This is a genomic window from Nocardioides korecus, assembly GCF_054778395.1.
In genome coordinates, this window is the sequence record NZ_BAAGZO010000003.1 from 381,339 (window position 1) to 408,201 (window position 26,863).

Sequence of the window (26,863 nt, forward strand, 5' to 3'; positions counted from 1 at the left end):
ATCCACCCCACGCCGCGGGGGCCTTGCCTGATCCTTCTACAGGTGTAGTTTCTACAGATGTAGAGAACTTCTGAGAGGAACGACGATGACCTTCACCCTGCTTCCCGGCGTGACCCCCTTCGTGATCGCGCTGGTCGTGCTCGCCGCCCTGACCGTGGCCGTGTCCCTGGGCCTCGTGGTCGCGGCCCTGCTGCAGAACCGGACCGTGCGCGTGCGTCGTCACGAGACGATCCTGCACTACTACGGCCACCTGGCCCTGGGTCACTGACCACCGACCAGGGCCGTCCGGGTCCGGTCCCTCCCGTCTGGGAGCATCTGCGCGTGCCGCACACCTACGAGTGCCCGATGCGCTGGGCCGACCTGGACATGCTGGGTCACGTCAACAACGTGACCTACCTCGACTACGTCGCCGAGGCCCGCCACCGGGTGCTCGGCGGCGCGCCCGGCGAGGAGCCGCTGCCGGTGACCCGGCACCGGGTCGAGTTCGTCAGCCCGCTGGTGCTGCGCCGGGAGCCGGTGCTGGTCGACTCCTGGCTGACCTCGGACGAGCGCGGGGCGGCCGTCCTGCACCACGAGGTCCACGACGGGGCCGACGGCGAGGGCGCCGACCGGGTCGTGCACCTGCGGGTCAGCAGCGACCTGGACGGGTCGCGACCGGAGGACCGGGCCCGGATCGAGACCGCCCTGTCGGCGTACGCCGGGGAGGCGCACGAGTGGCGCCCGGTCGCCGAGGCCGAGCCCCGCGCCGGTGACGAGTTCCCGGTGACGGTGCGGTTCGCCGACCTGGACCGTGCGGGACACGTGCGCGACGTGGCGCTGGTGGAGTTCTTCCAGGAGGCCCGGATCAAGTACTTCTGGCGCCTGCACACCCGCGGCGAGGAGTGGTCCCACCACGTCGTGGCGCGCACCGACCTCGAGCTGCTGGCCCCGGTGCCGCACCGGCACGAGCCCTACCTGGTGCGGTCCTGGATCGCCCACGTCGGCAGTCGGTCCTTCACGGTCAGCAGCGAGCTGCTCGACGGCGCCGGCGGTCGCGCCCTGGCCCGCGCGTCGGTCGTGATGGTGACCTTCGACAAGGAGACCCAGCGCAGCCGGCCGATGGCCGAGTCCCAGCGCGAGCGGCTCACCCAGGAGCTGGCGCAGCCCTAGCAGGGCCGGGCGAGGCTCAGACCAGGGTGTTGACCATGAACTGGGCCGCGTGGGTGACGTAGTCCCAGAACCGCTCGTCCTGCTCCGGGGTGAGGTCGGCGCCGTCCAGCGCGGCGCGGAAGCAGCTCAGCCAGTGCTGGGCCGCCTCGGGCGTCACCGCGAACGGCGCGTGGCGCATCCGCAGGCGCGGGTGGCCGCGGAGGTCGGAGTACGTCGTCGGCCCGCCCCAGTACTGCTCGAGGAACATCGCGAAGCGCTCCTCGGCCGGGCCGAGGTCCTCCTCGGGGTACATCGGGCGGAGCACCTCGTCGGCGGCCACGCCCTCGTAGAACCGGTGGACGATGCCGCGGACGACCGGGGCGCCGCCGATCTCGTCGTAGAAGGTGCTCACCGGGTCCATCATGGGCCATGGGGCCGAACCGGGTCAGCGCAGCCCGACCAGGTAGCGGCCCGCGCGGTCCAGGTCCCGACGGCGCGACTCCCACGTGACGCCCACGGCCAGCAGGGCGGTGCCGACGGCGGCGAGGACGACCCAGCGCGGCACGGCCTCGGCGTACGGCCCGAGGTGGCGCAGCGCCAGCAGGCCGACCGTGAGCGCGCCGAGCACGAACGGCGCGGCCAGGCGGCGGTGCACGCCCAGGCCCAGGGCGAGGAGCCCGGCGACGGCGACCAGGGCGCCGCGCGCGGAGACCGGCTCCTCCAGCGCCAGCAGCAGGCTCGGCAGGAGGGCCAGGCCCACCCCGCTGCCGAGGACGTCGAGGCTGCCGACGGACGGGTCGCGGCGCAGGCGCCCCAGCCCGGCGGTCACGAGCGTCGCCGCTGCCGGCAGCGTCCAGACCTCCGGCGCGGGCACGTCGGCCAGGAACCGCAGCCCGGTCGCGGTGGCGAGCACGACCGCGCCGACCCAGCCCAGGAAGGGGCGGTCCCGGGTGGTGACCGCGACCAGGCAGACCGCGGAGCCCGCGACCGTGAGGACCGCCGCGAGGGCCGTGGTGCTGGGCGCCCCGGCCGCCGCCGCGAGGGCGAGGACGACCGCGGCCAGCTCCACGGCGATCCGCGGCGCGGCGGCGCGGGCCAGGGGAGCGGCGAGGGCGCCGACCACCCCGGCGTACGCCCCGAGCAGGGCCGGCTCCACCTGCGGGCTCGTGCCGACGAGGTCGAGCCAGCCCACGGTCGCCAGGCCGCCGAGCAGCGTGGCGACCGCCGCGAGGACGGCCGCGGTGGTCGCCTCGCCGGCGCGGCGACGCTCGACCGACGCGGCGGCCGTCGGCAGGGCCAGGAGGGTCGCACCGGTGCCGAGCAGGAGCGGGTGGGGGCCGGCGACGGCGAGCACCACCCCGGCGGCGTACGCCGTGGAGAGGGCGCCGACCAGCGCCGGGACCCGGTGCCCGCGTGACACCCAGGACGCCGCGCCCGCCAGCAGAGCGGTCAGGACCCCCACCGCGACGGTCCCGCCGACCGCGACCCGGTCGCCGAGCAGGGCCGACACCGTCGCGAGGCCGACCAGGGCCGGGGCGAGCAGCGCGACGGACCGGCGCACGTCGGCGCGGGTGGTGGCGGGCAGCACCCGCGTGCAGCCCAGGAGGGCGGCGACGACCGCGAGCGCGACCACGGGCAGGGCCGGTCCGGCGACCGACGTCAGGTCGGCGGGCCCCGCGTCCGTGCCGGGGAGCGGGCGCTCCAGCCGGTCCCAGGGAGCCGAGAGCAGCCACAGCCCGAGGCCGGCGGCACCGGGCGCGGCGAGCGGCGCGGCCCCGCGGGCCCAGGTCCGGGGCGCGAGGGCGGCGACCAGGCTGAGCAGCACGACGGCGCCGGAGACCACCAGGACCGCGCGGGTCGGCCCCACCGGGGCGAGCGGGCCGGTCAGCAGGGCCGCCCAGGCGAGCAGCGCGGCGCCGGCCGCCACCGAGCGGACCACGGGGGTGACCCGGGCGACGGGGGCGACAGGGGTGACGGGGGCGTGGACCAGGACGGCGGCGAGCACTCCGGCGGCGAGCAGCGGCCAGCCGCGACCCTGCGACCACCACCCGTCGGCGGAGACGCGCTCGTCCAGGCGGGCCAGGCCGGTCCCGAGCAGCACCAGCCAGGTCAGGACACCGAGACCGGCCAGGCCGGGGGCGGCGAGCCGGAGCCGGCCGCCGCACCCGACCGCGAGCAGCGCGACCACCGGGACGGCGACGACCGCCGTGAGAGGACGGTCGGTCCGCGACCAGACCTGGGCGAGCAGGACCAGCGCGGTGCCCAGGGCTGCCACCACCTGGGCCCCCAGCAGCTCGCGGACGGGGGAGCGCCGGGCCCGGAGGGCGGTCGCCAGGGCCAGCGCCGCGGCGCCCGCGCCGATCACCGTGGTGGCACCGCGCGCGTCGAGGGCGTCGGAGCCGCCCAGCCCCGACCACCAGGCGCCCAGCAGGTCCAGCGCCAGCAGCCCGGGGACGACCACCGCCAGGGTCTCGGCCGCGACCCGCAGGCCACGGCGGGTGACGACCTCCCCGCAGGCCGCCACGACCAGCGTGACGGCCGCCAGCACCACCGTCCGGCCGGCCTGGCCCAGCAGGCTCCAGGTGACGGCGACGAAGACCACGGCCGCCACCAGCAGGCACAGGCCGCCCAGCGACAGCAGCACGACCGGCACCGAGGCCGATCCCAGCCGGCGCCGGGGCGGGACCGCCGCGGGGGAGCGCCCGGGAGCCGGGGGGAGCGCGGTGCCCGCAGCCACCGGGCCCATCGGGGCCACGGCCCCGACCGGGGCGACCGCCGAGCGGAGCCGCTCCACCAGGGAGTCGGCCTGGCGCAGCACGCCCTGGAGCTCGAGGGCGAGCGGACCGGTCAGGCGCAGCCCGCACCCGGTGCAGGTGGCCCCGCGGACCAGCGGTGCGCGGCAGTCGGGGCAGACGGTGGTGTCGAGGAGCCGGCTCATGCCCTCGATGATCGGCCGCCGGTGCGGCCGGCGTCCCGGGGCTTTCGGCTCAACCCGCCTGAGTAGTCCTACTCAACCGGGGCCGAGGCGGAGCCCGCGCCCGACGCCCGGCCGGGCTCGTCGCGGTGCCACACCACCCGCTGCGGCAGCGGGATCTCGATGCCCTCGTGGTCGAAGCGGGCCTTGATGCGCTGACGCATCTCGCGGGCCACGACCCACTGCTGGAGCGGTGCGGTCTTGAGCGTCACCCGGACCACCACGCCCTCGGGGCTGAGGTTCTCCACGCCCCAGACCTCCGGCTCCTCGATCACCAGCCCGGCGAAGTCCTCGTCCTCCCACAGTCCGTGGGCGACCTCCTCGAGGACACGGCGTACCTTCACCAGGTCCTCGTTATAGCCGACGTTGACGTCGAGCACGGTGCGAGCCCAGTTCTGCGACTGGTTGCCGACCCGCAGGATCTCGCCGTTGCGGACGTACCAGACGGTGCCGTTGACGTCGCGCAGCCGCGTCACCCGCAGGCCCACCGCCTCGACGGTGCCGGTGGCCTCGCCCAGGTCGACGACGTCGCCGACGCCGTACTGGTCCTCGACCATCATCATCACGCCCGAGAGGAAGTCCTTGACCAGGTTCTGCGCGCCGAAGCCGATCGCGAGACCCAGGACGCCGGCGCTGGCCAGGATCGGGGCGATGTTGACCCCGACCTCCGAGAGCGCCATCACGATGGCGATCCCGAAGACGACGGTGGTCAGGATGCTCTTGAGCAGCGTGCCCAGGCTGCGGGCCCGCTGGGCGCGACGCGCGTGCACGGGCCGGCCGCCGGGGACGGGCGCGACCTCGGCCCGGCTCACGACGCGGTCGACGGCCTTGCTGGCCAGCCACCGCACCAGCACCGCGCCGAGCAGGATGGCGGCGATGGCGAGCGGCTTGCCGATCAGCCAGGTGGCGCTCGTGGCGAGGGTGGTGTCGCCGGTCCACTTGTAGACCGCGGCGCAGGTGAGGCTCTCGTTCCGCTGGCACACGGCGGGCAGGCCGTCGTAGAGGCCGGCGGGGAGGCCGGTCGTGAGGGGGGACGGGAGGAACATGTGAGGGAGGCTACGAGGGACGGCTGACACCGACCAAGCCGAGACTGGGTATCCTGGGCGTGTGTTGACTCACGACTCCCCGACCCGGTTCCGCCGTGCAGCGATCGTCTGCACCGGTGCGGTCTCCCTGGTGCTCGCCGGCGGCCTGACCGGCGCCGCCTTCGCCGACACCCCCCAGGGATGGGAGCAGTCGCCCCGTGTCTCGGTGCTGGGCTTCCTCCTGGTCGCGCTGATCATCCCGGTGGGGGCCGCCGCGGTGATCACGCTGCTGGCGGTGCTGCCCTCGATGGCCAAGGACAAGGGCTACGAGGCCGGGCAGTCCTGGCGCGGCCAGCCCGAGTGGTTCGGCGGGCCCACCAAGGGCGTCGCCGCGGCCGACTCGGTCACCCCCGAGCAGCTGGAGTCCGGCCGCGGGAGCACCGGGAGCGTCAGTGGCAGCTGGTGAGTTCAACTCGGCCCAGGAGGCCGAGATCGACCGCGCCATCCGCGGGGCCGAGACCACGTGCCGCTTCGAGTTCTCTGTCTTCGTCGGGACCGCGCAGGAGGAGTCCAAGGCCTACGCCCGTCGGCTCCACGCAGCGCTGTCCGCGTCCGACCGCAGCGTGCTGATCCTCGTCGACCCGTCCGCCCGGCTGATCGAGGTCGTCCTCGGCTCCGTCGTACGCCGGTCCCTGAGCGAGGACGCCGTCCGCCTCGCCATCGCCGGCATGCAGTCCGCCTTCGCCGCCGGCGACCTCGTCGGCGGCATCAAGCACGGCGTCAACCAGCTCGCCCAGTCGGCCCGCCAGCCCGCCAGCCTCCACGAGCAGCAGCGCTAGCGATCCGCTGGGCCCTCGCTGGCCCGACGTCCATCGGTGGCGCTGGGTCCAGCCCCGTCGCCGGAAGTGCGCGGCCCACCCGGCGGCTCGTCGGTTGAGCAGGGCCGCTAGGCCCGTTGTCAAAGCCCGACCCGCACGCCAGGCGGAACCACTCGCCAGCCCCCGCCGGGCCGCGTCGCAGAAACTTCTTCAAGAAGTTCTTCCCCCGTGTCCGTTTCACCCCGCTTCCCGACGGCGTCTTGTCGGTGGTCGCTGGTTGAGTTTGGTCATGGCCACCTCCTCCCGCACCCACCGGTCGCGTCGCCCCGCGGCCGTGCCGGTGCGGGTCGAGCTGCCCGACCTCGACGACGCCACCGACGTCCTCGCCTACGCCCGCGACCGCCGCGACGCCCGCGACCGCGCCGACGCGCAGCTGTTCCTGGCGGCCGCGGTCTGGGGCGAGCAGCACCCAGCCGAGTCCATTGACGACGCGGCCTGGATGACCCCCACCTACCTGGAGCGCCCGTTGGCGATCGCGGGCTCGGGTGCACCGTTGGTGGCGGAGTTCGCGATCCCCGAGCTCGCCGCCGCCCTGGGCCTGTCCACTGACTCCGGCCGCAACCTGATCGGCAGGGCCCTGGAGGTCAAGCACCGCCTCCCGCGGCTGTGGCGGCGCGTGGTCGCTGGCGAGGTGCCGGTGTGGCGGGCCAAGAACATCGCCGACCAGACCATGACCCTCACCCCCGAAGCCGCTGCCCACGTGGACAACCAGGTAGCGGCGTACGCCCACAAGGTCGGCTACACCGCCGTCGAACGCCTGGTCACCGAAGCGATCGCCCGGTTCATGCCCGAGAGGGCTCGGGAGGACGCCGAGAAGGCCGCCGACGGCCGTCACGTCACCTTCCAGCACGACCGCCCTACCCCGGACTCGGCGATCGGCGGGATGACCTACCTGCACGCCCAGCTCGACACCGCCGACGCCCGCGACCTCGACAACGCGCTGTCTCACGAGGCCGCCGTGTTGAAGGCGGCAGGTTGCGACAAGTCCCTCGACGTCCGCCGTGCCATGGCCGCCGGGGAGCTCGGACGGCAGCACACCCGCGACCAGCTCACCCTCGACCTGCTCACCACCCAGGAGAACCAGGAGACGAAGGCGCCGCGACCGGCTGCGCGGCCCAAGGCACGGCAGGTGGTCCTGCACGTCCACCTCTCCCACGCCGCCCTCACCGGCAGTGGTTCAGGTTGCAGCTGCGAGTGGAACGGATCTCGACAAGGTCGACGGGCCGAGGATGACCTCCATCTGGCCCGGGTCGAGGAGGGCCGACGGATCGTGACCGCCGACCAGGTCCGCGGCTGGTGCGCCAACCCCGACACCCAGATCACCGTCCGGCCTGTCGTCGACACCGAGGACCTCATCCACGGCGAGGCCTACGAGGTCCCCGACCGGTTGCATCACCAGGCCCAGCTGCGCGACCACACCTGCGTCTTCCCCTGGTGCAGCGCCCCCGCGCGCAGGTGCGACTGCGACCACGTCATCGCCCACGCCGACGGCGGACCCACCTGCTCGTGCAACCTCGCGCCCCTGTGCCGACGACACCACCGGCTGAAAACCCACGCACTGTGGACCTACACGACACTCAGTCCCGGGACCTACCTGTGGTCGAGCCCCCACGGCTACCAGTTCCTGCGCGACCCCGGCGGCACCAGAGACGTCACCACCGACCGACCGCGGGTCCCACCCGGGCCGATCCACCTGCCACGCCAGCGACCTGCACCCTCCTAGCCTCACCGCCCCGAGACCTGTCCAGACGGCACCACCTGGACGGGCCATCGGCGTGCCCGGGCGCTGCTCCCCGGGTCACCAGGCCCCGACGACGGGCGCAGAACGCCCCGCCCGACCGACGAACCTCCCGGCGCCGCCATGCTGACCGACGTGGACGCGCGACGAGGGCCGCCCCCGGTGGGACGGCCCTCGTGACGGGTGCGGCGGAGCTCAGCGCTGGGCGTCGCGCTCCTGGCCGGCGAGGAAGCGCTCGACGTCGGCGGCACCCTCGCGCACGTAGCGCTTGGCTGCGGGGTTGGCCGGCGACTCCTGGAGCCAGCGACCCACGCGCTCGAGGAGCTCGCGCGAGGCCAGCGGGCGGGGGAACAGGTGCTCCAGGCCGGTGGAGGCACGCTGGGTGCCCTTGTCCTCCCACAGCGTGTCGGCGATCTCCAGGTAGCGCTCGACGTACGGCGCCAGCACATCGTCCTGACCGTGCTGCATGAACGCCATCACCACGCTGCGCTGGGTCTCGTTGGCCACGTCGTCGCGCACGACCGCGATCTCCCAGGCCTCGGCCTTGGCCTCGGCGGTGGGCCGGGACGCCTTGGCCGCGGCCGCGCGCTCCTGGCCGGAGATGGTGCGGTCGCGGGCGAGCTCGGCGTCGATCCGGTCGGCCTCGACGCGACCCCGACGCGCGAGGGCGCCCACGAGCGTCCACCGCAGGTCGGTGTCGACGGCCAGACCCTCGAGGGTCGTGGTGCCCTCGAGCAGCGCCTCGACCTCGTCGAGCGCCTCGTCGCTGCGCGCGGCGGCGGCGAAGGAGCGCAGGAAGGTCAGCTGGTGGTCGCTGGCCGGCTCGGCCTCGTGCAGCAGACGGCGTACGCCGGTCTCCCAGGTCAGCGCCAGCTCGTCACGGTGGGCCGGGTCGGAGAAGCTGTTCACGGCCTGGGCGGCGTAGCCCGGGATCCGCGAGGAGCCGAAGGCGTCGGTCTCGGAGGCCACGTTGCGCAGCACCAGGTCGACGAAGTCGGTGGCGGTCATCTCCGCGTCGCGGGTCATGTCCCAGGTGGCGCCCCAGCACAGGGCGCGGGCCAGGGAGTCGTCGAGTCGGCCGAGGCCGCCGACGACGGTGGCCAGGGAGCGCTCGTCGAGCCGGATCTTGGCGTAGGTGAGGTCACCGTCGTTGAGGAGCAGCAGGTCGGGCTGCTTCTCCCCGACCAGCTCGGCGATCTCGGTGCGCTCGCCCTCGACGTCGACCTCGACGTGCGAGCGACGCACCAGGCGCGACTCGCCGGCCTCGTTGACGACCTCGTCGTAGAGCCCGATGCCGAGGCGGTGACGGCGGAGCGTGGGGTACTCGACCGCGGCGGCCTGCTCGACGGTGAAGCTGGTGTAGGTCCCGTCCGGGCCGACCTCGAAGGCGGGGGAGAGGGTGTTCACGCCGCTGGTCTGGAGCCACTCCTTGGCCCACGAGTCGAGCTCGCGGCCCGAGGACTCCTCGAGGGCGGCCAGCAGGTCGGCGAACTCGGAGTTGCCGAAGGCGTGCTTGCGGAAGTAGGTGCGCAGGCCGACCAGGAAGTTGTCCAGGCCCACCCAGGCCACCAGCTGCTTGAGCACCGAGGCGCCCTTGGCGTAGGTGATCCCGTCGAAGTTGACCTCCACGGCCTGGAGGTCGTGGTTGTCCGCGGCGATCGGGTGCGTGCTGGGCAGCTGGTCCTGGCGCAGCGCCCAGTTCTTGCGGGCGTTGGTGAACCCGGTCCAGGACTCGGTGAACTCGGTGGCCTCCACGGCGGCGTGGTAGCAGGCCCACTCCGCGAAGGACTCGTTGAGCCACAGGTCGTCCCACCACTTCATGGTGACCAGGTCGCCGAACCACATGTGGGCCATCTCGTGCAGGATCACGGAGGCGCGGAACTCGTAGAACGAGGCGTCCTGGCGGCTGCGGGGGAGGTACTCGTCGCGCAGGGTCACGGCCCCGGCGTTCTCCATCGCGCCCATGTTGTACTCCGGCACGTAGAGCTGGTCGTACTTGTGGAACGGGTAGGGGTAGCCGAAGGCCTCCTCGAAGAAGGCGAAGCCCTGGCTGGTGATCGTGACCAGCTCGGCGGTGTCCATGTGCTCCACCAGCGACTGGCGGCAGAAGTGGCCCAGGGGGATCTCGCCGTGCGCACCGCGGTAGACGTCGCGCTCGACGTGGTACTCCCCGGCGATCAGCGCGGTGATGTACGTCGACATCGGCTCGGTGCGCCCGAAGCGCCACACGGCCTTGCCGTCACCCAGCGGCTCGGGCTCGGGGGTCGCGGAGTTCGAGACCACCTCCCAGCCCTCGGGGGCGGTCACCACGAAGCTGAACACGCCCTTGAGGTCGGGCTGCTCGAAGGTCGTGTAGACGCGGCGGGCGTCGGGCACCTCGAACTGCGTGTAGGTGTAGACGCGGTCGTCCACCGGGTCTACGAAGCGGTGCAGGCCCTCGCCGGTGCGGGAGTACGGCAGGTCGGCCGCGACGACCAGCTCGTTGCTCTCCTGCAGGTCGGTCAGGCGGATCCGGTGGTCGGCGTACGCCGTGGCGGGGTCGAGGACCGTGCCGTTGAGGCGGATCTCGCGGATCTGGGCGTCGACCAGGTCCGCGAAGGTCTCGGCGCCGGGCTCGGTGCAGGTGAACCGCAGCGTGGTCGTCGAGGCGAAGGTCTTCTCGCTGGTGGTCAGGTCGAGCTCCACGGTGTAGGAGTCGACTCCGACCAACCGGGCGCGGGTCTGCGCCTCGTCACGGGTCAGGTTGGTTCCAGGCATGCCGGGCATCATGTCACCCGTCCCCAGCCGCTCCGCACGGCCCACGGGCAGGGCCACGGGGCGGGAATGAAACCGGCTCCCGACGTGCTGGGCAGACCATGAGCAAAGACCGCGCCGACTTCTGGTTCGACCCCCGCTGCCCGTTCGCCTGGATCACCTCACGCTGGATCCTCGAGGTGGGGGAGGTGCGCGACATCGAGGTGCGCTGGCACGTGATGAGCCTGGCCTACCTCAACAAGGACAAGGACATCCCCGAGGACTACCGCAAGATGCTCGACACCGCGTGGGGTCCCGTGCGCGTCTGCATCAAGGCCGAGCAGGAGCACGGCAACGAGGTGCTGCTGCCGCTCTACACCGCGATGGGCCGCCGCATCCACGTCGAGGAGCAGGAGTTCGACCAGCAGATGGCGGTCGACGCCCTCGCCGAGGCCGGGCTGCCGGCCGAGCTGATCGAGGCCTGGGACGACACCTCCCTCGACGAGGCCGTGGCCACGAGCCACCACGAGGGCATGGACGCCGTCGGCGACGACGTCGGCACCCCGACCATCCACGTCAACGGCACCGCGTTCTTCGGCCCCGTCATCACCAAGGCCCCGCGGGGCGAGGAGGCCGGGAAGCTCTGGGACGGCGTCGTGTCCGTCGCGTCGTACCCGTTGTTCTTCGAGCTCAAGCGCAGCCGCAGCGCGGACCTCGACTTCAGCTAGGTCGCCCCAGCCCCGGCCCCGCCGGGAGTCAGCTGCTGCCCGTCGCCGCCGCCGTCGTGGACCCCACGACGGCGGCGGCGACGGCTGCCTGCGCCGCCGCGACGGCGTCCCGGACCCCCCTGGCGGCCCAGTCGCCCTCGCCGATGGCCCGGGCGCGCTTGCGCACCTGACCCGACGGGAGACCCTCGTGGTCGACCACCTTCGCCGCCAGGTCGAGGGCGGAGAGCAGCGAGACCAGGGCGCTGGTGCGCGGGTCGGGATCGACGCCACGGACCAGCGCGTCGGCCAGGGCGCGTCGTACCTCGTCCTCGTGGTGGCGGTCCACCATCGGCCACCGGGTGCGGGTGAACAGGCCCATCACGGTGTCGTCCTTGCGTCGCAGGATCCCTCGTCCGGCCAGCCGCTCCAGCAGGGGCTCGCGCCGGCGTCTGCCCAGTCGCGTGACCAGGTCCTGCGCCGGGCGAGGCCTCTCACCGATGACGGCGAGCGCGTCGGCGAGCACCGGGTCGGTGGCCGCGGGCGCACCCGGCACGGGCACGACGGTGGCCCGCGACCAGAACCCGCTGCGCTCGCGCACCTCCACCTGGCCCGCCAGCGCCAGCTCGACGAGGAGTGCTCCGCCGATCCCCGCGTCCAGGAAGGTCGCGTGCCGCAGCTTCCCCGACTCGTCCTCGAGCAGGACCAGCAGCAGGTCCTCCGCGATCAGGGTCTCCACGCGTCGAGGCTAGCTCCGGGCAGGCACCAGGACGCGCCCTCCGCGCCGACCGGTGGTCGTGACCGAGCTGGGTGCTTGGGTCGGGGGACGGGTCGGGCCTAGATGAACAGGCCGGTGGTGCGCAGCAGCCAGGCCCGCTCGCGGTCGGCCTCGCCGACCTCGTCGGCGTGGGCCAGGACGTCCTGGGAGGTCCGCAGGTCCTCGCGGCGCACCGGTGCGGGGAGGCGGCTGTACTTGCCGGGACCGGTGGGGGCGACGCCCTCGGGCGCGACCGGGACCTCGACGTCCCGGCGCTGTGCGGGGACCCTGCGACGACGTGCCACCTGCCACCTCCTGCGGTCCCCCCGAGCGTACGCCGGGGGCCGTCGCGGTCAGCAGTTCCCGCAGGTCCCGAAGATCTCCAGGGTGTGGCTGACGTCGGAGTAGCCGTGGGCCGCCGCGACCGCGGTCGTCCAGGACTCCACCGTCGGCCCCTCGACCTCCACGGTGGCGCCGCACGAGCGGCAGACCAGGTGGTGGTGGTGCGTGCCGCTGCACCGGCGGTAGATGCTCTCGCCGGACTCGGTGCGCAGCGCGTCGATCTCGCCGGCGTCGGCCAGCGACTGGAGCGTCCGGTAGACCGTCGACAGACCGACCTGGTCGCCGCGCTCGGCCAGCAGCGCGTGGATCTCCTGGGCGCTGCGGAAGTCCCCGAACGACTCCAGCGTGGCCGCGATGGCCCGGCGCTGGCGCGTGGGCCGCGGGCTCTCAGTGCTCGTCATAGTGGCTCCCGTGGACCGCGTGCCGGCGTCCGTCGTGGACGTAGTCGAGGTGGTCCCCGTGGGGCACCGCGGTGTGCCCGCACTGCGGGTTGTGGTCGTGGGGGTGCTCCTCGGCCGCCTCGTGCCCGGTCGGCTCCAGCTCGGCGAAGGGGGCGTGCAGGCGCGCGCGGTGCCGCTGCCAGACCCCCAGCGGCCAGGTCGCGACGAAGCCGACCAGGGACAGCAGCACGATCGCGGGTCCCGGAGCCACGGTGGCGTGGGCGGAGGCGAAGGCCGAGACGACCAGGCCGCCCACCGAGGCCGCGACTCCCAGCACCATCGCGGCGCCCAGGGTGGTGCGGAACGAGCGGGTCAGCTGCTGGGAGGTGGCGACCGGCACGACCATCAGGGCCGAGACCAGCAGCAGCCCGACGGTGCGCATCGCCACGGTGACGCTCACCGCGGCCAGGACCGCCACCAGCAGGTTGTAGCCGCGCACCTTCAGTCCGGCGACCCGGGCGAACTCCTGGTCGTGGCTGACCGCGAACAGCTGGGGCGAGAGGCCCACGCAGATGAGCACGACGATGGCCGCCAGCACCATCACCACGAGCACGTCGGCGATCGAGGTGGTCGTGATCGCGCCGAAGAGGTACTCCTGCAGGCGCGCGGCGCTCTGGCCGCCGAGCCCGGTCAGCAGCACGCCGCCGGCCAGGCCGCCGTAGAACAGCAGGGCCAGGGCGACGTCGCCGTTGGTGCGTCCGCGCTCGCGGATCACCTCCATCAGCACCGCGCCGAGCACCGCGACGACCACGGCGGTCCAGGTCGGGGAGGTGCCCGTCAGCAGGCCCAGGGCGACACCGGTGACGGCGACGTGGCCGAGGCCGTCGCCCATCAGGGCCATCCGGCGCTGCACCAGGTAGGTGCCGACGGCGGGTGCGGCCAGGCCGGTGAACAGCGCGGCCAGCAGCGCGCGCTGCATGAAGCCGTAGGTGAACAGATCCATCAGGCAGACCTCATCAGGGGCGCTCCAGCGGTGAGGAGACGTGGGGGGCGTGGTCGTGCCGGCTCGCGGGTCCCTGGTCGCGGCCGACCTCCTGGCGCGGGTGGTGGTGGTGCGCGTGCGGTTCGGCGTACGCCGCGTCGTGCACCTCGTGGTCACCCAGGGGAGCGCCGTCGTAGGCGACCCGGCCGTCGCGCATGACCACCGCCCGGTCGACCAGCGGGGCCAGCGGACCGAGCTCGTGGGCGACCAGCACGATGGTGGCGCCCTCGGCCTTGAGGTGGGCCAGGGTGTCGGCGAGGACCTGCTGGTTGGGCAGGTCGACCCCGGCGGTGGGCTCGTCGAGAAAGAACAGGTCCGGCTCCCCGGCCAGGGCCCGCGCGATCAGGGCCCGCTGCTGCTGCCCGCCGGAGAGCTGCGCGACGCCGTCGCGGGTCTTCGCGGTCAGGCCCACGACCTCGATGGCCCGGGTGATGGCGGCCCGGTCGGCCCGCGAGAGCGGCCGCAGGAGCCGGCGGCGGGTCAGGCGGCCCGAGGCGACCAGCTCCCAGACCGAGGCCGGCACGCCCGAGGTGGCCCCCGAGCGCTGCGGCACGAAGCCGACGCGGTGCCAGTCGCTGAACTGCTCCCGAGGGGTGCCGAAGACCTCCAGGGTGCCGGCGCCCAGGGGCAGCAGGCCGGTCAGGGCGCGCACGAGGGTGGACTTGCCCGACCCGTTGGCGCCCATCAGGGCCAGGAAGTCGCCGGTGCCGACGCGCAGGTCGACGTCGCGCAGGATCGGTCGACCGCCGATGGCGACCCCGCCGCCCCGCAGCAGGACCGGCGGAGCCGTGGTGCCGGGGTCGCTCACGAGCACCCGTTCGCCTTCTGCAGCGCGGCCAGGTTCTGCCGCATCAGGGTCAGGTAGGTCTGGTCGGCGGTCTGGTCGCTGAGGCCCTCGATCGGGTCCAGCACGGCCGTGCGCACGCCTGAGTCCTGCGCCAGCGAGGCGCTCATCCGGCTGCTGACCAGCCGCTCGGAGAACACCGTGGTGATGCCGTCGCTCTTGATCAGGTCCTCCAGCCGGGCCAGGTCGGCCGGGGTCGGCTCGGCGCCGGGGGACAGGCCCGCGATCGGCTCCATGGTCAGACCGTACCGCTCGGCGAGGTAGCCGAACGCGTCGTGGGAGACCACCACGGTGTCGCGCCGGCACGACGCGAGGCCGGTCCGGTAGTCGCGGTCCAGCGTGGCCAGGCGGGCCCGGAACGCCGCCGCTCCGGCGCGGTAGTCCGCGGCGTGGGCGGGGTCGATCCGGACCAGCTCGCGGGCCACGGCCGCGGTCAGCTTCGCCATCCGGGTGGGGTCCTGCCAGAAGTGGGGATCCTGGTCGCCGTTCGCGCCGGCGCCGTGGGACTCGCTCGAGCCGCTGTCGCTCGCCCCGTGGTCGTGCCCCGCGTGGCCCGGCGCCTCGAGGCCGACCACGGCGGAGGCGTCGAGGCGCTTGCCCCGAGCGTCCTGGGCGACGGCGTCGTCGACGGCCGGCTGGAACCCCGACTCGTAGACGACCAGGTCGGCGTCGGCGACCTGGGCGGTCTGCGTCGGGGTGATCTCCAGGTCGTGGGGCTCGGCCCCGGGGCGGGTCAGGCTGGTGACGTCCGCGCGGTCACCGGCGACCTGCTGCACGGCGTACTGCAGGGGGTAGAAGGCGGTGACCACCGAGAGCCGGCCGTCGGCGCGACGGGTGGTGCCCGGGGCGTCGTCGGAGAAGGCCGCGCAGCCGCTGAGGGCGCCGCCGGCCAGAAGTGCACCGACGAGGAGGAGGAGGGGGAGAGGGCGCCGCTTCATGAGAATGATTCTCAGTGGGAATGAGAACTGTTGTCAACTCGGACGCCGGGGGCCGGGTCGGGAGCACCGCTCGCGGCGTGACCTAGGGTCGGCCGGGTGCTGGTCGTGAACAGGTTCGAGGTCCCCCAGGAGCAGGCCGACGTCGAGGCGTTCCGCCGCGACCTGGAGCGCGCCCTGGAGGTGCTGGGGGAGCGCGCCGGGTTCGAGGACGGCCGGCTGGGGCGCAACGTCGACAACCCGGGACTGTGGACGATGGTCACGCGCTGGCGCGACGTGGGCAGCTACCGCCGCGCCCTGTCGGCGTACGACGTCAAGGTGCACGCCGTGCCGCTGCTGAGCCGGGCCGTCGACGAGCCCTCGGCCTACGAGGAGCTCGACGGCGAGCTGAACCGCTGGCAGCCGCGCGACCTGGGCTAGGTCGGTCCGAGGTGGTGCCCTCGACGGCACAGCCGTCTCGATAGGGTGACCGCTCGCCCGCCGCAGCCAGCGCGCGGGCCCGCGATCACTCCCAGGAGCCCCTCCCGTGGCCAAGCCGCCCCCCTCCACCGTCGACCACGTCGTCTCCCTCGCCAAGCGTCGGGGATTCGTCTACCCGTGCGGCGAGATCTACGGCGGCACCCGGTCGGCGTGGGACTACGGCCCGCTCGGGGTGGAGCTGAAGGAGAACATCAAGCGCCAGTGGTGGCGCTCGATGGTGCAGTCGCGCGAGGACGTCGTCGGCCTGGACTCCAGCGTGATCCTGCCGCGCCAGACCTGGGAGGCCAGCGGCCACGTCGCGACCTTCTCCGACCCGCTCACCGAGTGCCAGTCGTGCCACAAGCGCTTCCGCGCCGACCACCTCCAGGAGTCGTACGCCGAGAAGAAGAGTGTCAAGGGCGGCCCGGACATCGATCCTGATTCAGTCGACCTCGCCGAGCTGGCCTGCCCCAACTGCGGCACCCGCGGCGCGTGGACCGAGCCGCGCCAGTTCTCCGGCCTGCTCAAGACCTACCTCGGCGTGGTCGAGGACGAGTCGGGCCTGCACTACCTGCGCCCCGAGACCGCCCAGGGCATCTTCCTCAACTTCGCCAACGTGGTGACCTCTTCGCGCAAGAAGCCGCCGTTCGGCATCGCCCAGATCGGCAAGAGCTTCCGCAACGAGATCACGCCGGGCAACTTCATCTTCCGCACGCGCGAGTTCGAGCAGATGGAGATGGAGTTCTTCGTCAAGCCCGGCGAGGACGAGGAGTGGCACCAGCACTGGATCGACGAGCGCACGAAGTGGTACACCGACCTCGGCATCGACCCGGCCAACCTGCGCCACTTCGAGCACGCCCAGGAGAAGCTCAGCCACTACTCCAAGCGCACCGTCGACATCGAGTACCGCTTCAACTTCGCCGGGTCGGAGTGGGGTGAGCTCGAGGGCATCGCCAACCGCACCGACTTCGACCTCAAGACCCACTCCGAGCACTCCGGCACCGACCTGTCCTACTTCGACCAGGCCGCCGGTGAGCGCTACGTGCCCTACGTGATCGAGCCCGCGGCCGGCCTCTCGCGAAGCCTGATGACCTTCCTGGTCGACGCCTGGACCGAGGACGAGGCGCCCAACACCAAGGGCGGCGTGGACAAGCGCACCGTGCTCAAGCTCGACCCGCGCCTGTCGCCGGTCAAGGTGGCCGTGCTGCCGCTGAGCCGCAACGAGGCGCTGACCCCCAAGGCCCGGGCGCTGGCCGCCGAGCTGCGCACGCTGTGGAACGTCGAGTTCGACGACGCGGGTGCGATCGGGCGCCGCTACCGCCGCCAGGACGAGATCGGCACGCCGTTCTGCGTGACGGTCGACTTCGACACCCTCGAGGACGACGCGGTCACCGTGCGCGAGCGCGACACGATGCGCCAGGAGCGGATCAGCCTGTCCGGCGTACGCACCTGGTTCGCGGAGCGCCTGGTCGGCTGCTGAGCCACGGCCGCCGGGCGGTGCAGACGCCCGGCGAGCCGCAGGTCAAAGCGCCGCACGTCGGCTCGGGTCCGGGCATGATGGGCGCCGTGACGCCCACCTCGACCTCCACCGCCGTGCCCGCTGTCGTCCACCGCACCGCCTCGGTCCGCACCCGGCGTGCCGGACTCGTGGCGCTCGCCCTGGCGCCGGTGCTGGTGGTCGCCGGCTGCGGGGGCGCGAAGTCCGGCGCCGGCGCGTCGGCCGCGCCCACGCCGTCGCCGTCGGTGGCGCTGCCCACCGGCGACGTGAAGGTGCCCAGCGGCACCAAGCTGACCGCGCCGGGCACCGACCTGGGCTTCGGCGACACCGCGACGGTGGCCTACGAGGCCAACAAGCTCAAGGCCTCGGTGCTCGCGCTCACCGTCCAGTCGGTGCAGACCGGGACGATGAAGGACTTCTCCGCCTACCAGCTCGACGCCCGCACCAAGCAGTCCACCCCGTTCTACGTGCGGGCGACGGTGAAGAACGTCGGCACCGGCGACCTCGGTGCGGCGGGGGTCCCGCTGCTGGCCGTCGACGCCAAGAACACGCTGATCCAGGCCTCCAGCTTCAGCAACACCTTCAAGCGCTGCCCCTCGACCGGGCTCCCGGCGAAGTTCGCGGGCGGGGCCACGGCGTCGGTGTGCCTGGTCTACCTGGTGCCCTCGGCCGGCTCGCTGACCGCGATGAGCTACCGCCCATTGCAGGCCTTCGAGCCGATCACCTGGAAGGGCACCGTCAAGCCGGTGGCCCTGCAGAAGAAGAAGTAGCGCCGCAGCGATTTGGGCGGACGGCCCCGCCCGTCGGACACTGGTGGGCATGAGTGCCGCCCCCCTCCTGGAGTCCGCGCTGGAGCCTGCGCCGCGCACGGGACCGCTGCGCCTGGGTCCGCTCGAGGTGGCCACGCCGGTGGTGCTCGCGCCGATGGCCGGGATCACCGACGCGGCCTACCGCGCCCTGTGCGGTGAGCAGGGAGCCGGCCTCTACGTCTGCGAGATGATCACCAGCCGCGGGTTGGTCGAGGGCGACGACACCACGCGCCGCATGCTGGTCTTCGACGAGTCCGAGCAGGTCCGGTCGGTGCAGCTCTACGGCACCGACCCGGCGTACGTCGGCCGCGCGACCGAGATCCTCTGCACGGAGTACGGCGTGGCCCACGTCGACCTCAACTTCGGCTGCCCGGTGCCCAAGGTGACCCGCAAGGGCGGGGGAGCGGCGCTGCCCTGGAAGCGGACGCTGCTGGCCCGCATCCTCGAGGCGGCGGTCGCCGCCGGCGAGCGCCACGGTGTCCCGGTGACGATGAAGACCCGCAAGGGGATCGACGAGGACCACCTGACCTTCCTCGACGCCGGGCGGATCGCCCAGGAGTCGGGGGCCGCGGCGATCGCCCTGCACGGCCGCACCGCGATCCAGGGCTACTCCGGCACCGCCGACTGGGACGCGATCGCGGAGCTGGTCGCCCACGTCGACATCCCGGTCCTGGGCAACGGCGACGTCTGGGAGGCCTCCGACGCGCTGCGCATGGTCGAGCAGACCGGCGCCGCGGGCGTCGTGGTCGGCCGCGGCTGCCTGGGCCGCCCGTGGCTGTTCCGCGACCTGGCCGCCGCCTTCGCCGGGGAGCAGGTCGCCACCATGCCGCGCCTGGGCGAGGTGGCCGCGGTGATGCGCCGCCACGCCGAGCTGCTGGCCCGCCACCAGGGCGAGGAGCGCGGGTGCCGGGAGTTCCGCAAGCACGTGTCGTGGTACCTCAAGGGCTTCCCCGCCGGTGGCGAGCTGCGTCGCTCCCTGGCGCTGGTGTCCTCGCTGGTCGAGCTGGACGAGCTGCTCGCGCGACTGGACCCCGACGCGCCGTTCCCGGTGCTCGAGCTCGGCACCCCGCGCGGCCGTCAGGGCAGCCCGCGCCGCTCCGTGGCCCTGCCCGAGGGGTGGCTCGAGGACACCGACGGGACGGCCTGCATCGTGGCCGAGGACGCCTCCGAGACCTCCGGAGGCTGAGCCGGCGGAGGCCCCGATGGCGACGTCGCGTGGCCTCTCTCACGCGCCCGGATTTTGAGGTGGGGGGCTCGGTCGTGGTGTGATCGGTGGTCTGCCCCGCCCCCGACGATTGGATCCACCGTGCCCCGAGGCATCCCCCGAGGCCGTTCCACCGGGAAGCACACGCTGTCCCCGGCCGCCCGTCGCTCCGCCGCCGAGCAGTCCTCGGCCACCGCGGGCCCCCGGCGCACCGCGCTGGTCGTGGCCCCCCTGGCCACCCTCGCCGTCATCGGCGTCGGCGTGCTCACCTCCGGTGCCGCCGCCCCCGCGTCACCCACCTCGGACGACGCCGCGGTGAGCGCCGCGTCGGCCACCGTCGCCCTCGACGGCGCCGCCATTGCCCGTCCCGTCAGCCGCGAGCCGCGGATCCTGGGAGCCGACGCCACCGTGCCGTCCAGCCCCGAGGACGCCCGGGCACCCGGCATCTCCCGCTCCACCGACCGCGTCCCGCTGGTCGACAGCCGCGTGCCGCAGCGCGAGGGCACGAGGTGGAGCACGGCGCCGCTGAAGCTGCGCGGCGCCCCCACCGACCGCGCCCGGGTGCGCGGGGTCCTGCCGGCCTCGCGCAAGGTCGTCCTGTCCGGTCGCCGCTCGGGGTCGTTCACCGAGATCGTCACGGGCCCCACGGCGACCCGCTGGGTGAGCTCGACCTACCTCGCCCGCACCAAGCCGGTCCCGCCGAAGCCCCGGGTCAAGCCCGCGACGACCACCGCGGCAGCGTCCTCGGCCCGCACGGCCCCGGCCGGGCTGTCGAGCGCGCCCTGCCCCGACGGGTCCGCCATCGAGAGCGCCCTTCAGCCCCAGGCGGTCAAGGTCTACCGCGCCGTCTGCGCTGCCTTCCCCGAGCTGTCGTCGTACGGCGGCCAGGACGGGCACGGCGAGCACGTCAACGGCGAGGCCATCGACTTCATGGTGCCCAGCTCCTCGGTCGGCGAGCGCGTGAAGGACTTCGTCTACGCCCACCACACCGAGCTGGGTCTGTTCGACATCATCTGGTCCCAGCACATCTGGACGATCCAGCGCGCCTCGGAGGGCTTCCGCCCGATGCCGGACCGCGGGTCGGCCACGGCCAACCACTTCGACCACGTGCACATCAAGATCAACTGACCCGGTCGGTCTCCGGGTCCCGCGACGGGGACCCGGAGGTCAGAAGCCGAGGTCGGCGCTGCGCAGCCGGGCGACCTTCTCCGGCGGGCCGGTGGTGTCGACGCCGCGGACCTGCTCGCGCCCGAACAGCAGCAGCACCAGCTCGGCGGGCGGGCCGGTCAGCACGACCGGCTCGTCCCCGCCGCGCAGCACGGCGGTGCGCCGCCGCTCGCCGTCGTCCCACCGCAGCTCGACCGGGACCCCGGCCGAGCGCACGAGCCCCTTGCCGGCCGTCGAGACGGCCTTCCAGAGGGCACTCTGCTCGCGGTCGGTGAGCTCGCGCGGCGCCCAGCCGGGCTGGGCCCGGCGGATGTCCTCGTGGTGGACGAAGTACTCCAGCGTGTTCGCGGCGCGGTCGATCGGGGGCAGGGCCAGCGGCGACCAGCGCGGCGGACCGTTGCGGACCCGCTCGACGAGGGCGGTGAAGTCGTGGCCCTGGAGCCGCGCCGCCGACCGACGGGTCAGCCCCTCGAGCGCCGGCACCACGATGCCCGGTGCGCCGAGCGGGTCGCGTTCGCGCACCAGCAGGTGGATGACGAGGTCCTGCACGGTCCAGCCGTCGCACAGCGTCGGCGCCTCCTGCCCCGTCTCGAGGGCGGTGTTGCACAGCGCAGCGCGCTCCGAGCGCGACATCGGCTCCATGACCCAGGATCCTAGGACGGGCGCCCCGGCGACGGCAGCCGGTCCGGGGGTCAGGAATGTCAGGACCCCGGCCTAAGTTGAGGTCTTGTGCCGTCCTCCACCCCACCCGCCGCCGCGCCTGCCGTGAGCCCGCCCCCGTCGACCCCCGCCGGTGGTCCGGCCGCGAGCACCACCGCGAGCACCGGCTCGGCCTCCGGGTCGACACGGGGGTCCTCGATGACCGCGGGCTTCCGCGTGCTCGGGGTCGCGATCCGTCGCGAGCCGTGGGTCTTCACCCTCTCCACCGTCGGCAGCGTGCTCTTCGGCGCGCTCACGGTGGCCGACGCCTGGGTGCTGGGCTGGTCGACCGACCACGTCCTGCTCCCGGCGTTCCGCAGCGGCGCCACCACCAGCGGCGCGCTGCTCGCCGTGGTGGCGCTGTTCCTGGGTGTCGCCCTGCTGCGTGCCGTCGGGATCGTCGCGCGGCGGCTCGGGGCCGGGATCATGCAGTACCGGATGCAGGCGGCCTACCGCCGCGAGGTGACACGGCAGTACCTCACCCTGCCGATGGACTGGCACCACCAGCACCCCACCGGCGAGCTGCTGTCCAACGCCAACTCCGACGTGGAGGCCGCCTGGTCGCCGATCGCCCCGCTGCCGATGGCGGTCGGCACGGTCGCGATGATGGTGATCGCGGTCGCCCAGATGCTGCTCACCGACCTGACGATGGCCGTCGTGGGCCTGCTGGTCTTCCCGCTGGTGATGGTGGTCAACGTGGTCTTCCAGCGGTTCTCCTCGCCGATCTTCACCCGCATCCAGTCGTTGCGCGCCGAGCTCAGCGAGGTCGCGCACGAGTCCTTCGACGGCGCCATGGTCGTCAAGACCCTGGGCCGCGAGGCCGAGGAGACCGAGCGGTTCGCGGCGACCGCGCGGCGGCTGCGCGACGAGGGCATCCGGGCGGGTCGGATCCGGGCCGCCTTCGACCCCTTCCTGGAGAGCCTGCCCAACCTGGGCGTGCTGGCCGTCCTCGGGGTCGGCGTGTGGCGTGTCCGCGAGGGCCTCGCGGGTCCCGGTGACGTCGTGACCGTGGCCTACCTGCTCACGATCGTGGCCTTCCCGATCCGCTCGATCGGCTGGATGCTGGGGGAGTTCCCCCGCTCCGTGGTCGGCTTCGACCGCGTGCACCGGGTGCTCGACACGGTCTCCACCACGACCCACGGGGACCACCGCGTCACCGGCACCGGAGGTGCCGCCCTGGAGGTCCGGGGCCTGTCCTACGCCTACGACCCGGACCAGCCGCTGCTGCGCGGGGTCGACCTGACCCTGCGTCCGGGCAGCACGGTGGCCGTCGTCGGGGCGACCGCCTCGGGCAAGAGCACCCTGACCTCGCTGGTCACCCGGCTCGTCGACCCCCACGAGGGGACCGTGCTCCTGGACGGGCACGACCTGCGCGACCTCGCCCCGGGCGAGATCGCCGAGCACGTCTCCCTGGTCCCGCAGAGCGCGTTCCTCTTCGACGACAGCGTGCGCGGCAACGTCACCCTCGGCGCCGACGTCTCCGACGAGGACGTCTGGGACGCCCTGCGCACCGCCCAGGCCGACGGCTTCGTCGCCGCCCTTCCGCACGGGCTCGACGGCGTCCTCGGCGAGCGCGGCACCACCCTGTCCGGAGGCCAGCGCCAGCGGCTGTCCTTGGCCCGCGCGCTGGTGCGCCACCCGCGGCTGCTGGTGCTCGACGACGCGACGTCCGCGGTCGACCCGGAGGTCGAGGCCCGCATCCTGGAGGCCGTACGCCGGCGCGGGGGTCCCGACCCCACCGACGGGGGCGGCTCGACGATGCTGCTGATCGCCTACCGCAAGGCCACGATCGCGCTGGCCGACGAGGTGCTGTTCCTCGACCAGGGCCGGATCGCCGACCGGGGCACCCACGCCGAGCTGCTGGCGCGCAACCCGGCGTACGCCCACCTGGTCAACGCCTACCAGACCGAGGAGGTCGACGCATGAGCGCGACCGTCACGTCCAGCGTCACCGACCCCGACCTGACCGCCGAGGGCACGCACGTCGACAGCGGCGAGGAGATCTCGGCCCGCCAGACGCTGCGCCGTGGCCTGGTCCACTCACCCGAGCTCGCCGAGGGCTTCGGGATCACCCTGCTCCTGGCCGCCGTCGGCACCGCCGGGCGCCTGGTCGTGCCCATCGCGGTGCAGCAGACCCTGGACCGCGGCGTGAACGCCCCGGGCGGCGTCGACCTGCGCTTCGTCGGGCTGATGGCCGCGGTGGCCGCGGTCGCGATCCTGGTGACCGGGCTGTCGTCGTACCTCATGACGGTGCGGCTGTTCACCGCCTCCGAGCGGGGCCTGGCGACGCTGCGCACCAAGGCCTTCCGCCACGTCCACGACCTCCCCCTGCTGACGCAGTCCACCGAGCGGCGGGGCGCCCTGGTGTCGCGGGTGACCAGCGACGTCGACCAGGTGTCGCAGTTCCTGGTCTTCGGCGGCGTGTTCGGGATCATCAGCGTCGGGCAGGTGCTCCTGGCGACCGTCGTGATGCTGTTCTACTCCTGGCAGCTCACCATCCTGGTCTGGATCTGCTTCCTGCCGCTGTTCCTGTCCCTGCGCTACTTCCAGCGCCGCCTGTCCGCGGCGTACGCCGTCGTGCGGCGCTCGGTCGGCGCGATGCTCTCGGCCGTCTCCGAGCCGGTCGTGGGGGCGGTGACCGTGCGCACCTACGCCATCGAGGAGCGCACCCAGGCCCGCATCGACGAGGCCATCCGGGTCAACCAGGAGGCCTCGACCAAGGCCCAGGGCCTGACCGCGTTCTCCTTCAGCCTGGGCGGCGTCTCGGCCGGCCTGGCCAACGCCGGCGTGATCGTCCTGGGCATCCTGCTGGGCCTGGCCGGGGACATCACCTCGGGCGAGGTGATCGCGTTCGCCTTCCTGGTGACCCTGTTCGTCGGGCCGGTGCAGATGGGCACCCAGGTGCTCACCGACGCCCAGAACGCGATCGCGGGCTGGCGCCGGGTGATCGGCATCCTGGACACCCCGGCCGACCTCGACGACCCCGGCCCCTCGGGCGCCTCGCTGCCCCGTGGCGCGATGGACGTCACCTTCGAGGGCGTCGACTTCGGCTACCCCGGCGGCACGCTGGTGCTGCGCGACGTCGACGAGCACATCGCCTCGGGCAGCCGGGTGGCGGTCGTGGGGGAGACGGGCTCGGGCAAGACCACCTTCGCCAAGCTGCTGACCAGGCTGATGGATCCGACCGCGGGCGTGGTGCGCCTGGACGGCATCGACGTGCGCGAGGTGGAGTTCGCCTCGCTGCGCCGACGGGTGGTGCTGGTGCCGCAGGAGGGGTTCCTGTTCGACTCCACCCTGCTGGACAACGTGCGGTACGGCGACCTCGACGCCACCCGCGACCAGGTCGTCGCGGCCGCCGTCGAGCTGGGACTCGGCGACTGGCTCGAGGGCCTGCCCCGAGGTCTGGACACGCGGGTCGGTCAGCGGGGGGAGTCCCTCTCGGCCGGCGAGCGCCAGCTCGTGGCCCTGCTGCGGGCCCACCTCGCCGACCCCGACCTGCTCGTCCTGGACGAGGCCACCAGCGCGGTCGACCCCGCGCTGGAGATGCGGATCGGTCGTGCCCTGGAGCGGTTGATGTCGGGGCGCACCAGCGTCACCATCGCCCACCGGCTCTCCACGGCCGAGAACGCCGACGAGGTCGTGGTCTTCGACGCCGGACGGGTGGTGCAGCGCGGCCCGCACGCGGTGCTGGTCACCCGGGACGGCGTCTACGCCCGCCTGCACGACTCGTGGTCGGCCCAGCAGTCCCTGTGACTCCTCGCGCGCGGCCGTCACGGATACTGGGCCGGTGAGCTCCTCCTCCCTGGACCCTGCCGTGGCGGCACGGCTCAAGCGCGACCCCTCCGGCCTGGTCCCGGCCGTGGTCCAGCAGCACGGCACCGGCGAGGTGCTGATGCTGGGGTGGATGGACGACGAGGCCCTGCACCGCACCCTGACCACCGGCCGTGGCACCTACTGGAGCCGGTCGCGCCAGGAGTACTGGGTCAAGGGCGACACCTCCGGCCACGTCCAGCGCGTCGTCGAGGTCCGGCTCGACTGCGACGGCGACACGATCCTGCTCACCGTCGACCAGACCGGTCCCGCCTGCCACACCGGGGACCACACCTGCTTCGACGCCGACGTGCTGCTCGCCGAGCCCGCTCGTGGCTGACGCGACCGAGCCGCCCGAGACCCCGGGACCGTCGGGCCAGTCGGACCAGTCGGGGCGCACCCGGCGCGGCACCTTCGGCCCCGTCGTGCTTCTCGGGCTGGCCACGGCCGGTCTGGCCGCCGTGGCGAGCTCCAAGCCGTGGATCGGCGGAGCCTCGGCCGGCGGCACCGACGCCACGATGTCGGCGGTCGACAACGGCACCCGCTACCCGGTCGCCTCGGCCCTGGCCCTGGTGCTCCTCGCCGGGTGGGGCGTCCTGCTGGTGACCCGGGGTCGGGTGCGCCGGGCCTTCGCCGTGCTCGCCGCCCTGGCCGCGCTCGGCCTGCTCGCCGCCGTGGTCGCCGGGCACGCGCAGCTGCCCGACCAGGCGCGGGCCAGCACGCAGTCGGTCCTGGCCGGTCGCGCGGCCGACACCGGCTTCACCGGGTGGTTCTGGACCAGCGCCGTCGCCGCCGTGCTCGCCCTGGTCCCGGCCGTCCTCGCGGTGCGGCTGGTGGGCTCGTGGCCCGAGATGGGCAGCCGCTACGACGCGCCCGGGGTGCAGGCCGACCGCCTGGCCCGCGAGGCGGCTCCCGCGCCGGAGACCGAGCAGGAGCTGTGGAAGGCGCTCGACGCCGGGCACGATCCCACCGACCCGGCCGACAGGTCCGGCCCACTAGGATGACCGCCGACACCCGCACGACGACGAGGAGCTCCATGTCCGACAACCACGGCAACACCCCGGCGGCCTGGGCGGCCGTGATCGTGGGCCTCCTGGCCTTCGTCGTGGGTGGCATCGGCCTGATGATCGGGAGCATCACCGTCTTCTGGATCGGCGTCGCCTGCGCACCGATCGCCATCGTGCTGGGCAAGGTCATGTCCCTCGCGGGCATGGGGTCCGCCCCCCGCGAGCACCACCGCTGAGCCGGTGAGCCAGGGTCCCGCCACGCCGGTCGTGGGGGACCCGTCCGCCTTCTCCCGTCCGCCGGCCCCGGAGCGCCCCCGACGGTGGCGCGGGGTGCGCGACCCGCTGCTGGTCGGCGGCACCGTGACCGCCCTCACCCTGGCCCTGCACCTGCGCGACCCGCACACGAGCGGCAGCTGGGGCGGGTGCCCGTGGCTGGCCCTGACCGGGATGTACTGCCCCGGGTGCGGCGGCCTGCGCGCCGTCAACGACCTCACCGACGGCCACGTCGTCGCCGCCCTGAGCAGCAACCTGGTCTTCGTGCTCTCCGTGCCGTTCCTGCTGGTGTGGTGGGTCCGCTGGGTCCGACGGGCCTGGACGGGCGCGCCCGCCCCGGTCGTGTCGGCCCGGACCCGCACCGTCGTCATCGCGGGGGCCGTCCTGGTCACCGTGGTGTTCACCGTGCTGCGCAACACCCCGGCCGGCGCCTGGCTCGCACCCTGAGGTCGGTGACC

28 protein-coding genes are annotated in these 26,863 nt (G+C 73.7%); 17 read left to right on the forward strand and 11 right to left on the reverse strand.

Annotated elements, in window-relative coordinates:
• The first annotated feature begins 85 nt into the window (after positions 1 to 85).
• The gene (locus ACYVDA_RS07995; protein ID WP_460816941.1) at positions 86 to 268 is read left to right on the forward strand and encodes a hypothetical protein; all 183 of its coding nucleotides are present in this window, start codon (positions 86 to 88) and stop codon (positions 266 to 268) included.
• 53 nt (positions 269 to 321) lie between these two features.
• Positions 322 to 1,149 carry an acyl-CoA thioesterase gene (locus ACYVDA_RS08000; protein ID WP_460816944.1) on the forward strand — a complete coding sequence of 276 codons (828 nt, stop codon included), beginning with the start codon at positions 322 to 324 and terminating at the stop codon, positions 1,147 to 1,149.
• 16 nt (positions 1,150 to 1,165) lie between these two features.
• Here the strand turns inward: ACYVDA_RS08000 and ACYVDA_RS08005 are convergent, their stop codons facing one another.
• The 3 genes from ACYVDA_RS08005 to ACYVDA_RS08015 form a co-directional block, all read right to left on the reverse strand.
• The gene (locus tag ACYVDA_RS08005) at positions 1,166 to 1,549 is read right to left on the reverse strand and encodes a globin (RefSeq protein ID WP_460816947.1); all 384 of its coding nucleotides are present in this window, start codon (positions 1,547 to 1,549) and stop codon (positions 1,166 to 1,168) included.
• 24 nt (positions 1,550 to 1,573) lie between these two features.
• Positions 1,574 to 4,066, reverse strand: coding sequence for an SCO7613 C-terminal domain-containing membrane protein (locus ACYVDA_RS08010; protein ID WP_460816949.1), 2,493 nt, complete (start codon positions 4,064 to 4,066; stop codon positions 1,574 to 1,576).
• Between the two features lie 68 nt (positions 4,067 to 4,134).
• Entirely contained in the window at positions 4,135 to 5,148 is a 1,014-nt protein-coding gene (locus ACYVDA_RS08015; RefSeq protein WP_460816951.1) for a mechanosensitive ion channel family protein, read from the reverse strand.
• Positions 5,149 to 5,209: 61 nt separating this feature from the next.
• Between ACYVDA_RS08015 and ACYVDA_RS08020 the strand changes: the two genes are divergently transcribed.
• The 3 genes from ACYVDA_RS08020 to ACYVDA_RS08030 all read left to right on the forward strand — a co-directional run bounded on the left by ACYVDA_RS08020 (position 5,210) and on the right by ACYVDA_RS08030 (position 7,728).
• Positions 5,210 to 5,593 (forward strand): hypothetical protein, encoded by a 384-nt coding sequence (locus ACYVDA_RS08020; protein ID WP_460816953.1) that lies wholly within the window; start codon positions 5,210 to 5,212, stop codon positions 5,591 to 5,593.
• Positions 5,580 to 5,966 (forward strand): DUF5130 family protein, encoded by a 387-nt coding sequence (locus ACYVDA_RS08025; protein WP_460816955.1) that lies wholly within the window; start codon positions 5,580 to 5,582, stop codon positions 5,964 to 5,966. Before ACYVDA_RS08020 ends, ACYVDA_RS08025 begins: the two co-directional genes overlap by 14 nt.
• 268 nt (positions 5,967 to 6,234) lie before the next feature.
• A complete protein-coding gene (locus ACYVDA_RS08030) occupies positions 6,235 to 7,728 on the forward strand; it encodes an HNH endonuclease signature motif containing protein (RefSeq protein ID WP_460816958.1) in 1,494 nt (497 codons plus the stop codon).
• 210 nt (positions 7,729 to 7,938) lie between these two features.
• Here the strand turns inward: ACYVDA_RS08030 and pepN are convergent, their stop codons facing one another.
• Positions 7,939 to 10,500: an aminopeptidase N gene (gene pepN / locus ACYVDA_RS08035; protein ID WP_460816962.1), complete on the reverse strand. Its 2,562-nt coding sequence runs from the start codon at positions 10,498 to 10,500 to the stop codon at positions 7,939 to 7,941.
• Positions 10,501 to 10,598: 98 nt separating this feature from the next.
• Here pepN and ACYVDA_RS08040 point away from each other — a divergent pair, with 98 nt between their 5' ends.
• Entirely contained in the window at positions 10,599 to 11,204 is a 606-nt protein-coding gene (locus ACYVDA_RS08040) for a mycothiol-dependent nitroreductase Rv2466c family protein (protein ID WP_460816965.1), read from the forward strand.
• 28 nt (positions 11,205 to 11,232) lie between these two features.
• On the opposite strand, the gene ACYVDA_RS08045 is transcribed toward ACYVDA_RS08040, so the two are convergent.
• The 6 genes from ACYVDA_RS08045 to ACYVDA_RS08070 all read right to left on the reverse strand — a co-directional run bounded on the left by ACYVDA_RS08045 (position 11,233) and on the right by ACYVDA_RS08070 (position 15,483).
• Positions 11,233 to 11,919: a GOLPH3/VPS74 family protein gene (locus tag ACYVDA_RS08045; protein WP_460816968.1), complete on the reverse strand. Its 687-nt coding sequence runs from the start codon at positions 11,917 to 11,919 to the stop codon at positions 11,233 to 11,235.
• 98 nt (positions 11,920 to 12,017) lie between these two features.
• Complete coding sequence (locus ACYVDA_RS08050) at positions 12,018 to 12,242, reverse strand: hypothetical protein (protein ID WP_460816969.1); 225 nt, start codon at positions 12,240 to 12,242, stop codon at positions 12,018 to 12,020.
• A gap of 48 nt (positions 12,243 to 12,290) precedes the next feature.
• On the reverse strand, positions 12,291 to 12,680 hold the full coding sequence (locus ACYVDA_RS08055) for a Fur family transcriptional regulator (RefSeq protein WP_460816970.1): 390 nt from the start codon (positions 12,678 to 12,680) through the stop codon (positions 12,291 to 12,293).
• Entirely contained in the window at positions 12,667 to 13,662 is a 996-nt protein-coding gene (locus ACYVDA_RS08060) for a metal ABC transporter permease (RefSeq protein WP_460816973.1), read from the reverse strand. The genes ACYVDA_RS08055 and ACYVDA_RS08060 overlap by 14 nt, the downstream gene beginning before the upstream one ends.
• Before the next feature lie 13 nt (positions 13,663 to 13,675).
• On the reverse strand, positions 13,676 to 14,509 hold the full coding sequence (locus tag ACYVDA_RS08065) for a metal ABC transporter ATP-binding protein (RefSeq protein ID WP_460816975.1): 834 nt from the start codon (positions 14,507 to 14,509) through the stop codon (positions 13,676 to 13,678).
• A complete protein-coding gene (locus ACYVDA_RS08070; protein WP_460816976.1) occupies positions 14,506 to 15,483 on the reverse strand; it encodes a metal ABC transporter substrate-binding protein in 978 nt (325 codons plus the stop codon). Before ACYVDA_RS08070 ends, ACYVDA_RS08065 begins: the two co-directional genes overlap by 4 nt.
• A 96-nt stretch (positions 15,484 to 15,579) precedes the next feature.
• Here ACYVDA_RS08070 and ACYVDA_RS08075 point away from each other — a divergent pair, with 96 nt between their 5' ends.
• The 5 genes from ACYVDA_RS08075 (at position 15,580) to ACYVDA_RS08095 (ending at position 20,578) form a co-directional block, all read left to right on the forward strand.
• Positions 15,580 to 15,900: an antibiotic biosynthesis monooxygenase family protein gene (locus ACYVDA_RS08075; RefSeq protein WP_460816979.1), complete on the forward strand. Its 321-nt coding sequence runs from the start codon at positions 15,580 to 15,582 to the stop codon at positions 15,898 to 15,900.
• 106 nt (positions 15,901 to 16,006) lie between these two features.
• A complete protein-coding gene (locus ACYVDA_RS08080) occupies positions 16,007 to 17,419 on the forward strand; it encodes a glycine--tRNA ligase (protein WP_460816981.1) in 1,413 nt (470 codons plus the stop codon).
• An 86-nt stretch (positions 17,420 to 17,505) separates the two neighbouring features.
• Positions 17,506 to 18,207, forward strand: coding sequence for a hypothetical protein (locus ACYVDA_RS08085; RefSeq protein ID WP_460816982.1), 702 nt, complete (start codon positions 17,506 to 17,508; stop codon positions 18,205 to 18,207).
• Between the two features lie 49 nt (positions 18,208 to 18,256).
• Entirely contained in the window at positions 18,257 to 19,432 is a 1,176-nt protein-coding gene (gene dusB / locus ACYVDA_RS08090; RefSeq protein WP_460816983.1) for a tRNA dihydrouridine synthase DusB, read from the forward strand.
• Between the two features lie 120 nt (positions 19,433 to 19,552).
• Positions 19,553 to 20,578 (forward strand): SH3 domain-containing protein, encoded by a 1,026-nt coding sequence (locus ACYVDA_RS08095; protein WP_460816984.1) that lies wholly within the window; start codon positions 19,553 to 19,555, stop codon positions 20,576 to 20,578.
• 39 nt (positions 20,579 to 20,617) lie between these two features.
• On the opposite strand, the gene ACYVDA_RS08100 is transcribed toward ACYVDA_RS08095, so the two are convergent.
• On the reverse strand, positions 20,618 to 21,259 hold the full coding sequence (locus ACYVDA_RS08100; RefSeq protein WP_460816987.1) for a TIGR03085 family metal-binding protein: 642 nt from the start codon (positions 21,257 to 21,259) through the stop codon (positions 20,618 to 20,620).
• 123 nt (positions 21,260 to 21,382) lie between these two features.
• On the opposite strand from ACYVDA_RS08100, the gene ACYVDA_RS08105 reads away from it, so the two are divergent.
• The 6 genes from ACYVDA_RS08105 to ACYVDA_RS08130 are packed head-to-tail and all read left to right on the forward strand — an operon-like array spanning position 21,383 to position 26,852.
• The gene (locus ACYVDA_RS08105; RefSeq protein ID WP_460816990.1) at positions 21,383 to 23,242 is read left to right on the forward strand and encodes an ABC transporter ATP-binding protein; all 1,860 of its coding nucleotides are present in this window, start codon (positions 21,383 to 21,385) and stop codon (positions 23,240 to 23,242) included.
• Positions 23,239 to 25,068 (forward strand): ABC transporter ATP-binding protein, encoded by a 1,830-nt coding sequence (locus tag ACYVDA_RS08110; RefSeq protein WP_460816992.1) that lies wholly within the window; start codon positions 23,239 to 23,241, stop codon positions 25,066 to 25,068. Before ACYVDA_RS08105 ends, ACYVDA_RS08110 begins: the two co-directional genes overlap by 4 nt.
• 34 nt (positions 25,069 to 25,102) lie before the next feature.
• Positions 25,103 to 25,465, forward strand: a complete 363-nt coding sequence (hisI, locus tag ACYVDA_RS08115; protein ID WP_460816994.1) for a phosphoribosyl-AMP cyclohydrolase — start codon at positions 25,103 to 25,105, stop codon at positions 25,463 to 25,465.
• Positions 25,458 to 26,129 (forward strand): Trp biosynthesis-associated membrane protein, encoded by a 672-nt coding sequence (locus tag ACYVDA_RS08120; protein ID WP_460816996.1) that lies wholly within the window; start codon positions 25,458 to 25,460, stop codon positions 26,127 to 26,129. The genes hisI and ACYVDA_RS08120 overlap by 8 nt, the downstream gene beginning before the upstream one ends.
• Before the next feature lie 32 nt (positions 26,130 to 26,161).
• The gene (locus tag ACYVDA_RS08125; protein WP_460816998.1) at positions 26,162 to 26,368 is read left to right on the forward strand and encodes an HGxxPAAW family protein; all 207 of its coding nucleotides are present in this window, start codon (positions 26,162 to 26,164) and stop codon (positions 26,366 to 26,368) included.
• Between the two features lie 4 nt (positions 26,369 to 26,372).
• Entirely contained in the window at positions 26,373 to 26,852 is a 480-nt protein-coding gene (locus ACYVDA_RS08130; protein WP_460817000.1) for a DUF2752 domain-containing protein, read from the forward strand.
• Positions 26,853 to 26,863 lie beyond the last annotated feature (11 nt).